We start from the raw sequence: 12,557 nt of genomic DNA on the forward strand, positions 1-12,557 counted from the left end.
GCGCGTGGACAGCGTGCGGGAGATGCCGCGAGCGGCGGTCCGCAGGCTCATCACGGCCGCGTTGGTGGCGTCGTACCCTGTGGGGACCACCACGCTGAGCGCCGCGATGGCGCTGCCGCGGGAATCCAGGACGGGCACGGAGATGCCGGTGGTGTCGGGGTCGATGAAACCGTCGAAGGTCGCGAATCCGGTGCGGCGGATATGGTCCAGTTCGTTGACCAGGTTGGGGTGACGTTGGCGGACCTCCGGTCCGTGCCGTCTGAGGTAGGAGTCCAGGACAGGGGTGGCCGAGTGGGCCAGGAGCACCATGCCCATGGAGGTCAGGTGGACGGGCATGCGGGAGGCGCGGCGGGCCTGGTTCACGGCGTGTCCGGGGCGGGAGAGGCGTTCCAGAACCAGGACGTCGCCCTGGTCCAGGATGGAGAACTGGACGGAGTGGCGTACCACCTGGTTCACGTCCTCCATGTACGGCAGCGCGACAGTGGCGAGGTCTTGCGTGTCGGACGAGGCCGTGACGAGTTCCCAGAGCATGATGCCCAACCGGAAGGTCCCGTCGGGGCGGTGGGAGAGCAGGCCGAGGTCGGTCATCTGGGACACGAGCCGGTAGGATGTGGTGCGGGGCAGGCCCGCACGTTCCGCGATCTGTGCCACCGAGAGGTGGGGGCGCTCGGCATCGAAGCAGCGTAGGACCCGCACTGCGCGGTCCAGCAGGGCATCACCCGAGTTCGAATTCGCCATGGGCGTCGTCCTCCTCGGCGTACAGGGCATTGATGATGAGGTCTCGATCCAGGTCCTCCGGGGAGGCGGGGTCCCAGCGAGGCGCATCGTCCTTGTCGACGATGCGCGCACGGATTCCCTCGGCGACGTCGGGGTGGTCCATGAGGAAGGCCGCAGCACGGTGCTCGCGTTCCAAGGACCCCCGCAGCTCGTCCTCGTCGCGTGCGGCTCGGACCACCTCGAGTGCGGTGGCGACGGCCAGCGGGGAGTTCCTGCGGATCCGTTCTGCCGCCGCCCGCGCTGTGGGCCACGGTGCGGCTTCGAGCTCGGTGAGGATGGCTGGCAGGTCCTCCGCGGCGTAGCAGTGGTCCATCCATGCTCGTTCCCTGGCGACCGCGGGGGCAGGAGGTCGGGTGCCGTGCATGACCTCGAGGCCGATGGAGATCTCGCCCGCACGCAAGGTGGCAAGGTCCGCGAAGGTGGAGATGAGGTCCTCTTGAGTCTCCGCCGCGATGCAGAAATCGGCGAGCCCGGCCTCCACCGCGTCACCCGCACCGATGGTGTCCCCGGTAGCCGCCAGGTGCTCTCCGAGCCGGCCGGGGGCGCGGCCCAACAGCAGTGAGCCGCCGGCATCGGGGGAGTAACCGATCCGGGTCTCCGGCATGCCGAGCCTGGCATCGGGTGTGACCACCCGGATCGAGGCGACTCCGGCCATGCCGAGGCCCGCGCCCAAGGTCAGCCCGGACATGATGCTCATGATCGGTTTGGGATAGGTGCCCACCAATGCGGCCAGCTCGAATTGCTCAACCAGGATGTCCAGGAAACCGCCCTGGTCCCCGCCTGACTGGGCCTGGTGGAAGTCGGTGAGGTCGCCGCCTGCGCAGAAGCCGCGCTCGCCCGCACCGCGCAGCACCACGGCGTTCACCTCCGGGGCATAGCGCCAGGCGCGCAGGGTTGCACCGAGCTCGGAGACCATGCCCGGGGTGAGGGCGTTGATCTTCTCCGGTCGGTTCAGTGTGATGATGCCGAGCCCTGCATGGATCTCGACGGCGAGGTGCGGATTCACGGGTACATCCTCTTCGATATGCGTCCGCAATGACCGTACCTCAGTGGTGGCCCGGCGTCGTCATGTCGGCTTCCGGTGGAAGGTGGTCCACGAAGGGCCTGCCTCTTGCGCAGGTGACCACCATCGGTCAGAATGTTCATGCTGCGAACACACGTTCGCACAGCGAACACAGTTCAACGATTCAGCATCGTGAAACGAGGAGACTCATGCAGGAAGCGTTCGTCTACGACGCCGTACGCACCCCCTTCGGCAAGGTCGGCGGTGCACTCGCCGGTCACCGACCGGACGACCTGGCGGCCCACGTGGTTTCCACGCTGGTCTCCCGCGTACCGCAGCTGGACCCCACCACCATCGACGAGGTCACCTTCGGCAACGCCAACGGCGCGGGCGAGGAGAACCGCAACGTGGCCCGCATGGCCACGCTACTGGCAGGCCTGCCGCTCTCCGTTCCCGGCTCCACCGTGAACCGACTCTGTGGCTCCTCCCTGGACGCGGCCATGATGGCCTCCCGCCAGGTGGCCGTGGGCGACGCGGACCTGGTTCTGGTCGGTGGCGTCGAGTCCATGTCCCGTGCCCCCTGGGTGCTGCCCAAGACCGAGCGTGCCTTCCCCATGGGAGACCTCAAGGCCGCCAACACCACCCTCGGTTGGCGCCTCGTCAACCCCAAGATGGACGCAGACTGGACCGTGTCCTTGGGTGAGGCGACCGAGCGCCTGGTGGAGAAGCACCAGATCAGCCGCGCGCGCCAGGACGAGTTCGCCGCCCGCTCCCACCAGTTGGCAGCCAAGGCCTGGGACGAGGGACGCTACGACGACCTCGTCACCACCGTGGCTCCGGTGGGCAAGCGCGGCGTGCTCCTGGAGCGCGACGAGACCATCCGTCCCGAGTCCACCGCCGAGACCCTCTCCGGGTTGCGCACCGTCTTCCGCACAGGCGACGACGCCACCGTCACTGCAGGCAACGCCTCCCCCATGAATGACGGCGCGTCCGCCGCCTGGATCGGTTCGGAGAAGGCGGCCGAGCTGCTCGGCAAGGCCCCGTTGGCCCGCATCGTCTCCCGTGGAGCCCATGCCAACGAGCCGCAGTACTTCGGTGAGGCTCCGGTCGAGGCCGCCAACCAGGCCATCGCCCGCGCGGGCCTGACCTGGGCCGACATCGACGCCGTGGAACTCAATGAGGCCTTCGCCGCTCAGTCGCTGGCCTGCCTGGACCAGTGGGGTTTCGGGCGCGACCTGGATCCCGAGATCGTCAACGCCTGGGGCGGTGCCATCGCCATCGGCCACCCGTTGGGTGCCTCCGGCCTGCGTGTCCTCGGCACCCTGGCCGCTCGCCTACGCGCCACCGGCGGACGCTACGGCGTCGCCTCGCTCTGCATCGGAGTGGGCCAGGGCCTCGCCGTGGTCATCGAGAACACGAACACCGGCGCCCACTGATCCGGCGCGTAGCGCCGCGATGAAAGGCCCGACGGCGGTACCCGCCTCCCGCGCGAGCGGCGGGCATCGCCGTCGGACACCTGAAACCGACTTTTTGAACAATTCAAGGAAGGGAATGCTCATGGCACCCCGTATCGCCGCCTCCGCGGCCGAGGCCGTGGCGGGCATCGCCGACGGCTCCACCGTCCTCATCGGCGGGTTCGGCAACGCCGGCCAGCCCATGGAACTCATCGACGCCCTGCTCCAGGGCGGCGCCACCGACCTGACGGTCGTCAACAACAACGCCGGTCAGGCCGACGAGGGCCTCGCGCTGCTGATCAAGGAACGTCGCGTCTCCAAGATCATCTGCTCGTTCCCACGCCAGTCCGATTCGTGGCACTTCGACGGGGCCTACCGTGCAGGCGAGATCGAGCTGGAGCTCGTACCGCAGGGCAACCTGGCCGAGCGCTTGCGCGCCGCGGGCGCGGGCATCGGGGCCTTCTTCACGCCCACCGGTTACGGCACGCAGCTGGCCGAGGGTAAGGAGACCCGCGAGATCGACGGCAAGCACTACGTGCTGGAGTACCCCATCAAGGGTGACGTCGCGATCATCAAGGCGCTGACCGCAGACACCAAGGGCAACCTGGTCTACCGCAAGACGGCCCGCAACTTCGGTCCCATCATGGCCGCTGCCGCCGCGCAGACCATCGCCCAGGTGAAGAGCATCGTGCCGGCCGGCCAGTTGGACCCCGAGAACGTGGTGACCAACGGCATCTACGTGGACACCCTCGTAGAGATCGCCAACCCCGCCACCCCGGTCTCACAGCAGAAGAAGGACAAGTGATCATGGCCTACACCCACACCGATGCTGCCCTGAGCAAGCCGGAACTCGCAGCCGTCGTCGCCGCCGACATCACGCCAGGTTCCTTCGTGAACCTCGGGATCGGTCAGCCCACCCTGGTGGCCGACCACCTCACCGCAGAGCAGGATGTCACCCTCCACACCGAGAACGGCATGCTGGGCATGGGCCCGGCCGCTCACGGTGACGACGTGGATCCCGACCTCATCAACGCGGGCAAGATCCCGGTGACCGAGCTGCCCGGCGCAAGCTACTTCCACCATGCAGATTCCTTCGCAATGATGCGCGGCGGCCACCTGGACGTCTGTGTCCTCGGTGCCTTCCAGGTGGCGGGCAACGGCGACCTCGCCAACTGGTCCACCGGCGCTCCTGACGCCATCCCGGCCGTGGGTGGTGCCATGGACCTCGCCATCGGCGCCAAGCAGACCTGGGTCATGATGGGCCTGTTCACCCGTGCGGGTGAATCCAAGCTCGTCGAGGCACTGACCTACCCCGTGACCGGCCTGGGCTGCGTCACTCGCGTCTACACCGAGTCCGCCGTGTTCGAACTCGGGGCGGAGTCCGTGGTGGTGCGTTCCACGCACGGCATCACCTTCGAGGAGCTCGCTGAGCGGCTCCCGGTCACCCTGGTCAAGGCCTGATTCCATCGTGACCACGTCCACCGAGGTGAAGGCCGCAGCCAAGGAGTCGGAACTCTTCGTTCAGTCCCTGGCCCGCGGTCTTGCGACCATCGAGGCCTTCGACGCCCAGCACCCGGAGCTCACGCTCTCCGAGGTCGCCACGCGTTCCGGGGTCTCCAGGGCCAGCGCCCGGCGCTTCCTGCACACCCTGGTGGACTTGGGGTTCGCGGCCACCGACGGCCGCTTGTTCCGCCTCACGCCGCGGGTCCTGCGGCTGGGCTATGCCTACCTGGCATCCCAGCCGCTGCCCGGGCTGGTGGGGCCATACCTTCAGGAACTCTCCGACCAGGTGGGCGAGTCCGTTTCCGCCTCGGAGCTGGATGGTTCCGAGGTGGTCTACGTTGCTCGCGTACAGACGCGGCGGATCATGCACGTTGCCATCGGCGTCGGAACGCGCTTTCCTGCGGCGACCACGTCCATGGGCCGGGTGCTCTTGGCCGGCTTGCCGCCGGAGGAGGCGCTGCATCGGATGCGGGCCACACCCATCCCTGCGCTCACGGAGCGTACGTTGACGTCACCCGAGGCGGTCGCGACCGAGCTGGACCGCGTGCGTGAACAGGGTTGGTGTCTGGTGGACCAGGAACTCGAGGCGGGCCTTCGTTCCGTGGCCGCACCCGTGCACGGGCCGGACGGCACAGTGGTCTGCGCCGTGAACGTCTCGCTGTCCGTTGCAGGCCCCGACGACGATGCCGCGGCCGCCGCCGAACGCGTCCTTGCGCCGCTGCTCAAGTGTGCATCGGACATCGAGGCGGCTCTGGCCCGCCGCTGACCTCTCGCCTGTGCCGAGGGCCCACAGGGGTGCATGGGTCAGGTGGTCGCGAAGAGGTTGTCGAGGTGCGTCTCGATGGCCGCAATCACGTCGGAGGGTGGGACGACGCCGAGTTCCAACAGCGGCGTGAAGCCGGTCAGCGCCAAGAGCAAGTCGGTTTCGGTGTCCGGGTCGCGATCGGGGTCAATCTGAGCGTTGGCCTGCGCCTGAGTCACGAGTTGCTTGAGTCCGTCCCGTCCGTCCCGCATCCCTGATCCGATCTGCTCACGCATCGATTCGTTGTGCAGGGCCTCGAGCACGCACGCGGCGTGGATGCGGCTGGTCGGTCGCGCGTCGGGATGCAGGGGGAGCATCTCCACCAGAATCAGCCGCACCACGTCGCGTGGGTGTGGAGACTCTCCGAGCTCTTCCATCCCTCGAGCGACCCGACGCGAGGTCTGATCTGAGGCGGCTTGCACCGCGAACTCCAGCAACTCATTGCGCGAGGCGAAATAGTGCTGCACCTGTCCCAGTGACATCCCGGCCTCTGCGGCGACTTCACGCAAAGAGGCTCCGGCCCAGCCCCGTTGGTCCACCACCGTCCACATGGCACGGGCGATGTCATCGCGACGTCGACGGTGATCAACCTGTTTGGGCATTCGGACTCCTCGGTTTCGATACACGTGACATAATACAGGTGACTTGTAATCCCCGCTCGGAGGAGGAGCCATGCCTCAATGGCAGGTGCCCGCCGCGTTCTACGACCCCTGTGCCATCTCGTTCGACCCCGGCATGATGATCTCACTCATCGCCGACGTCCAGATCCGCAAGGCCATCGAGCGTGGGGACTTCGACAACCTCCCGGGTGCTGGTAAACCGCTGGATCTCTCTGACAGCGACGATCCGGACTGGTGGTTCAAGGCCCTCATGAAGCGGGAGGGTCTGGCCGTACTGCCGCCGTCCATCCAACTCCGTCAGGATGACGCAGGGTTGGACGAACTCCTTGATCAGCAGTGGATCGAGGCTGATGTACGTCGTGAGATCGAGCAGTTCAACCAGAGGGTGATCCGGGCGCGCTACTCGCTCCCGGTAGGTCCTCCTCTGATCACCATGCCACGCGACGTCGAAGCCACGGTTGCCGCGTGGGCAGAGCGCAGGACGGAGCGCAGGAGGCAAGCTCGCCAAAGGGCGGAGGATCAGGCCAGAGCACGCGAGGAGGCGTGGAAGGAGGAGCGCAGCCGCATGGGGTGGTTACGTAGGCTGCTCACCAGCGCGGGGAGTCGTCCTTCTCGGTCAGATCCGTGACGCTGGCTTCCCCGTCCATGCCGTCGTAGGCCTCACGAACGTTGTTGCGGGTGCGCTTCAACGGGTCCATGAGATCCAACGAATCCGGGTCGTCGGAACTGGGGCCGGGCGTCCCATCGCGGCCATCGTTCTCATCCATGAACGGTTCCTCGAGACGCATGTCCTTGTCCTCGAAGTCCTTGTCCCGCCTGACGGACTGGGGCTTGTCGCGGTTGGCCATGACTCCTCCTCGGCTTGAGCCGTCGGTGGGCTCCAGCGCCGCGGGTGCCGACGGACTGCTTAGTTCTGCTCCTGATCCTGCCACTGCGACCATGCCTTGCCCAGCCTCTGGACCGAATCCACGCGACCAGCTGCGTCCGGGGCATGCGTCACGGTGATCAACTCATGTGCGCCGTACTCCTCGGCCAGCGCCGCCAGCTGCGCCGGCACGGAAGCTGCCGTCCCAACGATGGAGAAGTCCAGCATCTGTAGGATCTGGCGGCCGGTCGGATGGTCCATCACCAGGTCCAGCTCCTCCTCGGTGAAGGTGTGGTTCCCGCGAGAGAGCATCTGGCGGACCCGGTCGCGGCCCACCAGCCGGAATCGTTCCTCGGCCTCGTCCTGAGTCTCCGCTACTCCCACGCCGACACCGATCGCCAAGTGCGGGGCGTCCAGGTACTCGGATGGGCGGAATTCGTCCAGGTAGACATGAGCTGCATCCCGTAGCGCGGCCGGGGCGAAGTGGGAAGCAAAGGCATAGGAGAGGCCCAGCTGCGCGGCGAGGTGGGCGCCGAAGAGACTTGAGCCGAGGATGGTGACCGGGACATGGGAAGCATTGCCGGGATAGGCGCTGACGCCGGGGATCGAGGATTCTCCAGCGAGGTAGCCCAGGAGTTCGGTGACGTCCTGGGGGAAGTGCTCGGCGTCGTTGGGGGAGCGGCGGAGGGCGCGCAGCGTGTTGGGATCCGTACCAGGTGCCCGGCCAAGGCCCAGCCGGATGCGCCCAGGGTGCATGGCCTCAAGGGTTCCGTACTGTTCCGCGATCACCAGTGGTGCATGGTTTGGCAGCATGACGCCCGCCGCCCCGACCTTGATCGATGAAGTGTGATCGGCGACGTGGCCCATCAGCACCGAGGTGGCGGACGAAGCGATGGTCGCCATGTTGTGGTGCTCCGCGTAGTACACCGCGTCCAACCCTGATGCTTCGGCGGCCTGCGCCAATCGGACCGCATCGCTGAACGCCTGACCGGGCGGGTCCTGAGCGTTACGGGGGGCGAGGTCGAGCAGGGACAGAGCGGGCGAGGAAGTCACGACAAGTGACAACCGTCGCCGGGTTTCCCCTATTCCCGGGGACGCAAGAAGGGGAGGCCAAAAGGCCTCCCCTTCTCATCGAGTCACGCGGGTGGTACCCGCGGACAACTCGCCGTCTGAAAAATCAGATGGCGCGGATGTCCTGTGCCTGCAGGCCCTTGGGGCCCTGAGCAACCTCGAACTCGACGCGCTGACCCTCGTCCAGGGTGCGGAACCCGTTGGACTGGATGGCGGAGAAGTGTGCGAACAGATCATCGGAGGAGTCATCGGGAGCGATGAAGCCGAAGCCCTTGTCAGGGTTGAACCACTTGACGGTTCCAGTAGCCATGAAGCTGCTGATCCTTTCTTCGGTCCGGAGACGATCGGACGATCAGGCCCGGACACTGGGGTGTTGGACGTGAGCCATTGTGGCCCACGTGCAGTCGGTCCTGATCTTGCCTCAAGGACCGGGACTGCCGGACCAGCGTGGTGAAGAACTGGGAACTACGGGTTACACGCTACGGGACTGGACGGCCCTTGGCTAGTCAGAGCGAGTCAGTCTTCATCAACTTGTGCCCAAGAAGACTTCAGACGGTCCAGTTCGCGTCGGTCCTTCTTGGTGGGCCGCCCTGCTCCGCGATCGCGCACAGGAACCATCGGGATCGCCGTGCGCACGCGGGGTGGGGCATGGTCAACGTAGGCCGCGCGAGCCACTTGCGCGGAGACACGTTTGGACAACAGCTGGGTGACCTCGAGGTCGAACTCGTGGCCTGCCTTGCGTACACGGATGCGATCTCCGATCACCACGGCTTGGGCGGCCTTGACCGGGTTTCCGTTGAGGCGCACATGCCCGGCTCGGACGGCAGCAGTGGCCTCCGAGCGAGTCTTGTAGATCCGCACCGACCACAGCCAGGCATCCAAGCGGACCTTGGCGGAGGCCGTGGGAGTCACTGTGTGTTGGAGCCGTTGCCCGCCGACACCGGAGCGCCGCTATCGGTGAAGCCGCCGGAGACGAGTCCGGCCACCAGCCGCTGGGTGGCGAGTTCGAAGAATCCAGGCGTGGTCATGGAGGTGCCGAACCCCGACAGGGTGGTGTCCAGAACCGCAATGACCTCCAAGGACACCCCACCGTGGAGCAGGGAGACCACAGCCAGCGTCAGCGGCCCCGCCTGGTCGGGGGTGCCGCGGAACGCGCCGGACTCAAGGCCCGCTTCGATCACGGTGTGGATGGGCTCCAGAACGGCGTGCCATGCCTCGTGCACGCTGTCGAGGTAGACCCCGGGGGTCGTGAACGCCACGAACTCGGAGTTGGCCTCGGTGGGTTGAGCCATGAACACGTTCTGGCGTGGGCGCGAGGCCGGGCCATTGGTGGCGCGCGGCGGTTCGGAACTGTGGCGAACGGCCTTGCCGAGGGCATCGTTGAACACAGATCGGTACTCGTGCGGGTGCTCAACGGCCCAGTCGCGGTAGGCGCTGGAGAGATTGAAGAGCTGCTGCACCGGGTCGGTGTTGGCCGGAACCGCGTTCAGTGCATCCTTGAGGTCGGACAACGCCTGAGCTGTCAGTGCAGCGCGCAGGGAGTTCATGCCGCCGAAGAGCGTGTAGATGGCAGCGGTGGTGGTCCCTGACTGAGTGGCGAGCCGGCGAGCGGACAGTGCTGAAGGGCCTTCTGTTGCGCTGATCAGAGCGGCATCCTGCAGCAGTCGATTCCTGACTGCGGCGTCATAACGGCGTGGGCGTGGCATGTGCTTTAGTCTCGCAGCACTTAGCCCCTGTTACCAGTTCATCCGGCAAATGGACTCAACGAGTCGTGCATCGGCCCATGAATCTGAAGGGAAGGCTTCCCTGATCGGGTTCCGTGACGCGCGTGGCATCGGGCCGGGGATAGTTACGCCTGTCCTTGGGTGCGTAATTCACGAAAGCTGCCTACTCTGAAGCCATGGAACTTACAGGGAAGCTCGAAGAAGCATTCAACCGCCAGGTCACTATGGAGCAGGAAGCCTCCATCACCTATCGCCAGCTCGCGGTGGAGATGGAATTGGCCGATCTGCCCGGTATCGCATCCTGGTTCCGCGCTCAGGCCGAAGAGGAGCTGGAGCACCGCGACAAGTTCATCGATCACATGACCGATCGCGGCGCCCGCCCCGTCTTCCAGGCCATTCCCGCCAACGAGCTGAAGATCGAGTCCGTGCTGGACGCGTTCGAGGCCTCGCTGGCTCACGAGATCAAGGTCTCCGAGGCCATCCGTGACATCTACCGCCTGTCCCTGGAGGCCGGGGACATCGACTCGATCCCGCTGCTGAACTGGTTCGTGGACGAACAGGTCGAGGAAGAGGCAACCGTGGGCGAGATCATCGGCCGCGTGAAGCGCATCGGCAACGATGGCTCCGGCATCCTCGCACTCGATCGCGAGCTCGGCTCCCGCGGCGGCGACGAGGACTGATCGTCGGCTTCAGTACGGCGCCGTAGGCGCCGTGGACCAAGGCCCGACGGTTGGTTCCCACTCGGGTGGGGACCAACCGTCGGGCCTTGTGGTTTTCCTGCTATTCGACTCTCACCTTGATCTTGATGTCTGGGACCTCGTTCTTGTCGCCGCTGAGGCTCTGATCGCACGTGGCGCTGAGCCGGTCGCGGAAGCAGTACCTGAGGGTCAGTTCGGTGCTTCCGGCGAGCTTGCCCGTGACGAGGAGGCCGAACTGGCTCGGGCTGCCGTCGGAATCCTTCTCACCCAGATAACGGTTCTTGGTCTGCGTGTCCACGACGCCAGGATCCGTGGATTCCAGGACTCCCCAAGAGTCGCCGACGGTGCCGTTGTACTTTCCGATATCCAACAAGACCTGGTCGCCGACGTCGAGAGTGACCGACCCCGAGCGGGCCGATCGAGTGGGGATGCCTGCCTCGGGATCGGCCGAGCGTGTCGATGCCGCGGTGCTGGTGGGGTCGGGCGCCAGCTTCTTCTCGGTGCACGCCGACGTTGCCAGGAGGGCGGCGGCGATGAACAGAGTTGCTGTGCAACGTCGCAGGGAGACACGCTGGGGCATCGTCATCGGCTCCTCGGAAGCATGCTGGTCGGTCAGGCCCGCTTGGTGGACTTGAGGCGCTTCTTGGCCTGTTTCCTGACCGACTTGTGTCGTTTGCGCGCCTCGGGATCGTCCAGGGGACCCTCGCGGTCGCTGATCACCTTGACCATGGCCCAGCCTGCGGCGATGAGCGGAACGGAGATCAGAGCACCCACGATGCCGCCGAGCACGGTGCCGCCGGTCAGGCCGAGCAGCACCACAAGCCCGTGCAGGCTCAGGGTGTTGGCCATGACCACGGGCTGCAGCAGGTTGCCTTCCAACTGCTGCACCACGATGGTGCCGATCAACACGACCACGGCCGGCCAGAAACCGGAGGACACCAGGGTGACCAGCACGCAGAGGATGCCGGCCACGGTGGCGCCGACCATGGGGATGTACGCGCCGAGGAAGACCAGGATGGCCAGAGGGAAGGCCAGGGGGACGCCGCAGAAGAGCATGACGAGGCCGATGCCGAGGGCGTCGACGGCGGCCACGATGGTGGTGCCGCGCAGGTAGCCGCCGAATGAGTCGCGGGCGCGGGAGCCTGCCTTCTGCCACGTGGAGCGGTGGCGTTCCGGCACCCAGGAGACCAGGAACTGCCAGATCTTGTCGCCGTCCTTCAGGAAGAAGAACATCACCACGAGGGCCAACACCAGGCCGGTGACGAAGTTGCCTGCGGTGGAGAGCCCGGAAAGGGCGCTGGAACCGAAACTGGCGCTGGTGAGGAAGTCACCCGCAGAACTCAAGGCGGAGTCGACCTGGTCCTGAGTGATGCTGATGGGAAGGTGGGCAACCCACTTCTGGAGTTGTTCGAACCCCTCCACCGCCTTCTTGGCCAGCCCGTCCCACTCGTTGACGACCGTGGCAACGATGCCCGTGACGATGCCGCCGAGGACCACGAAGGCGCCGATGAGGACGGTCCACGCGGTCAACAGTGGCGAGAGTTTCTTGCGCAGGAGCTTCACCAGCGGCCACAAGGCACAGGCCAGGATCGTGGAGATCATCACCGGGATGACCACCACGGACAGGGTGGAGATGCCGATGAAGATGCCCGTCACCAAGATGATGAGCAGGATGATCTGCAGCGACCGCGTTCCCAGGGTTCCCAGGTTGTCTGACCACAGGTGAGCCACGCGCTCGCGGCCGGGCGTCAGGGGCTGGGAAGCCTGGTCCTCGTTCTCGCCGGCGCGCGAGGCGTCGCGGCGTGCGACGACGGGCATGGAGCCCGTGGGCGGTTGCCCTTCCGAGTACTGGCGTCTGCGTGAGATCAAGTGGTGTTCACCTTCCGGGTGCGGGTCCCTTGACCATGCGCGATGAGGGCGTGGATCGGAGGGAACCCGGGTGGAGCACCATCGTTGCACAGGCCGGTCGCTGTGTCGCGGATCCGGGGTTTCCGGCTCCCGGTGTTGCCGAGGTCACCTTGTGGGGGTAAGGTGACAGCC

At 66.3% G+C, this 12,557-nt stretch carries 16 protein-coding genes; 6 read left to right on the forward strand and 10 right to left on the reverse strand.

Translation table 11 applies throughout. The annotated features are described in order from the left end of the window. Positions 1-738 (reverse strand): IclR family transcriptional regulator (locus Q0A15_RS06635; protein ID WP_291278739.1); only part of this gene is annotated, 738 nt, incomplete at its 3' end. Further along, entirely contained in the window at positions 716-1,783 is a 1,068-nt protein-coding gene (locus Q0A15_RS06640; protein WP_291278740.1) for a 3-hydroxyisobutyryl-CoA hydrolase, read from the reverse strand. The genes Q0A15_RS06640 and Q0A15_RS06635, both read right to left, overlap by 23 nt. 206 nt (positions 1,784-1,989) lie before the next feature. On the opposite strand from Q0A15_RS06640, the gene Q0A15_RS06645 reads away from it, so the two are divergent. From Q0A15_RS06645 to Q0A15_RS06660, 4 genes are all read left to right on the forward strand, one after another. Beyond that, on the forward strand, positions 1,990-3,216 hold the full coding sequence (locus Q0A15_RS06645; protein ID WP_291278741.1) for a thiolase family protein: 1,227 nt from the start codon (positions 1,990-1,992) through the stop codon (positions 3,214-3,216). A 121-nt stretch (positions 3,217-3,337) separates the two neighbouring features. Further along, positions 3,338-4,039: a 3-oxoacid CoA-transferase subunit A gene (locus tag Q0A15_RS06650; protein WP_291278742.1), complete on the forward strand. Its 702-nt coding sequence runs from the start codon at positions 3,338-3,340 to the stop codon at positions 4,037-4,039. A gap of 2 nt (positions 4,040-4,041) precedes the next feature. After that, positions 4,042-4,695 (forward strand): 3-oxoacid CoA-transferase subunit B, encoded by a 654-nt coding sequence (locus Q0A15_RS06655; RefSeq protein WP_291278743.1) that lies wholly within the window; start codon positions 4,042-4,044, stop codon positions 4,693-4,695. Between the two features lie 7 nt (positions 4,696-4,702). Next, positions 4,703-5,503, forward strand: coding sequence for an IclR family transcriptional regulator C-terminal domain-containing protein (locus Q0A15_RS06660; protein WP_291278744.1), 801 nt, complete (start codon positions 4,703-4,705; stop codon positions 5,501-5,503). Positions 5,504-5,541: 38 nt separating this feature from the next. On the opposite strand, the gene Q0A15_RS06665 is transcribed toward Q0A15_RS06660, so the two are convergent. Next, the gene (locus tag Q0A15_RS06665; RefSeq protein WP_291278745.1) at positions 5,542-6,141 is read right to left on the reverse strand and encodes a TetR/AcrR family transcriptional regulator; all 600 of its coding nucleotides are present in this window, start codon (positions 6,139-6,141) and stop codon (positions 5,542-5,544) included. A gap of 70 nt (positions 6,142-6,211) precedes the next feature. Between Q0A15_RS06665 and Q0A15_RS06670 the strand changes: the two genes are divergently transcribed. Then, entirely contained in the window at positions 6,212-6,787 is a 576-nt protein-coding gene (locus Q0A15_RS06670) for a DUF1992 domain-containing protein (RefSeq protein WP_291278746.1), read from the forward strand. Here Q0A15_RS06670 and Q0A15_RS06675 read toward each other — a convergent pair. From Q0A15_RS06675 to Q0A15_RS06695, 5 genes are all read right to left on the reverse strand, one after another. Continuing rightward, positions 6,747-7,007 carry a hypothetical protein gene (locus tag Q0A15_RS06675; RefSeq protein ID WP_291278747.1) on the reverse strand — a complete coding sequence of 87 codons (261 nt, stop codon included), beginning with the start codon at positions 7,005-7,007 and terminating at the stop codon, positions 6,747-6,749. The genes Q0A15_RS06670 and Q0A15_RS06675 overlap by 41 nt on opposite strands. Positions 7,008-7,066: 59 nt before the next feature. Beyond that, positions 7,067-8,077, reverse strand: a complete 1,011-nt coding sequence (locus tag Q0A15_RS06680; RefSeq protein WP_291278748.1) for an LLM class flavin-dependent oxidoreductase — start codon at positions 8,075-8,077, stop codon at positions 7,067-7,069. Positions 8,078-8,201: 124 nt separating this feature from the next. Then, entirely contained in the window at positions 8,202-8,405 is a 204-nt protein-coding gene (locus tag Q0A15_RS06685) for a cold-shock protein (protein ID WP_291278749.1), read from the reverse strand. Between the two features lie 206 nt (positions 8,406-8,611). Further along, positions 8,612-9,007 (reverse strand): RNA-binding S4 domain-containing protein, encoded by a 396-nt coding sequence (locus tag Q0A15_RS06690; RefSeq protein WP_291278750.1) that lies wholly within the window; start codon positions 9,005-9,007, stop codon positions 8,612-8,614. Continuing rightward, positions 9,004-9,801 (reverse strand): TetR/AcrR family transcriptional regulator, encoded by a 798-nt coding sequence (locus tag Q0A15_RS06695; RefSeq protein ID WP_291278751.1) that lies wholly within the window; start codon positions 9,799-9,801, stop codon positions 9,004-9,006. The genes Q0A15_RS06690 and Q0A15_RS06695 overlap by 4 nt, the downstream gene beginning before the upstream one ends. Before the next feature lie 194 nt (positions 9,802-9,995). Here Q0A15_RS06695 and Q0A15_RS06700 point away from each other — a divergent pair, with 194 nt between their 5' ends. Beyond that, entirely contained in the window at positions 9,996-10,499 is a 504-nt protein-coding gene (locus Q0A15_RS06700) for a ferritin (RefSeq protein WP_291278752.1), read from the forward strand. Positions 10,500-10,599: 100 nt separating this feature from the next. On the opposite strand, the gene Q0A15_RS06705 is transcribed toward Q0A15_RS06700, so the two are convergent. Continuing rightward, positions 10,600-11,103 (reverse strand): hypothetical protein, encoded by a 504-nt coding sequence (locus Q0A15_RS06705; RefSeq protein ID WP_291278753.1) that lies wholly within the window; start codon positions 11,101-11,103, stop codon positions 10,600-10,602. Positions 11,104-11,129: 26 nt separating this feature from the next. Next, a complete protein-coding gene (locus Q0A15_RS06710) occupies positions 11,130-12,386 on the reverse strand; it encodes an AI-2E family transporter (protein ID WP_291278754.1) in 1,257 nt (418 codons plus the stop codon). Between the last annotated feature and the right edge of the window lie 171 nt (positions 12,387-12,557).

The organism is Galactobacter sp., assembly GCF_022712295.1.
GTDB lineage: Bacteria > Actinomycetota > Actinomycetes > Actinomycetales > Micrococcaceae > Galactobacter.

Excerpts from the sequence above, each read along its gene's own strand:
- Q0A15_RS06645 (WP_291278741.1), top strand. The coding sequence starts at position 1,990 with ATGCAGGAAGCGTTCGTCTACGACGCCGTACGCACCCCCTTCGGCAAG.
- Q0A15_RS06650 (WP_291278742.1), top strand. The coding sequence starts at position 3,338 with ATGGCACCCCGTATCGCCGCCTCCGCGGCCGAGGCCGTGGCGGGCATC.
- Q0A15_RS06655 (WP_291278743.1), top strand. The coding sequence starts at position 4,042 with ATGGCCTACACCCACACCGATGCTGCCCTGAGCAAGCCGGAACTCGCA.
- Q0A15_RS06665 (WP_291278745.1), bottom strand. The coding sequence starts at position 6,141 with ATGCCCAAACAGGTTGATCACCGTCGACGTCGCGATGACATCGCCCGT.
- Q0A15_RS06670 (WP_291278746.1), top strand. The coding sequence starts at position 6,212 with ATGCCTCAATGGCAGGTGCCCGCCGCGTTCTACGACCCCTGTGCCATC.
- Q0A15_RS06675 (WP_291278747.1), bottom strand. The coding sequence starts at position 7,007 with ATGGCCAACCGCGACAAGCCCCAGTCCGTCAGGCGGGACAAGGACTTC.
- Q0A15_RS06685 (WP_291278749.1), bottom strand. The coding sequence starts at position 8,405 with ATGGCTACTGGAACCGTCAAGTGGTTCAACCCTGACAAGGGCTTCGGC.
- Q0A15_RS06695 (WP_291278751.1), bottom strand. The coding sequence starts at position 9,801 with ATGCCACGCCCACGCCGTTATGACGCCGCAGTCAGGAATCGACTGCTG.
- Q0A15_RS06700 (WP_291278752.1), top strand. The coding sequence starts at position 9,996 with ATGGAACTTACAGGGAAGCTCGAAGAAGCATTCAACCGCCAGGTCACT.
- Q0A15_RS06705 (WP_291278753.1), bottom strand. The coding sequence starts at position 11,103 with ATGACGATGCCCCAGCGTGTCTCCCTGCGACGTTGCACAGCAACTCTG.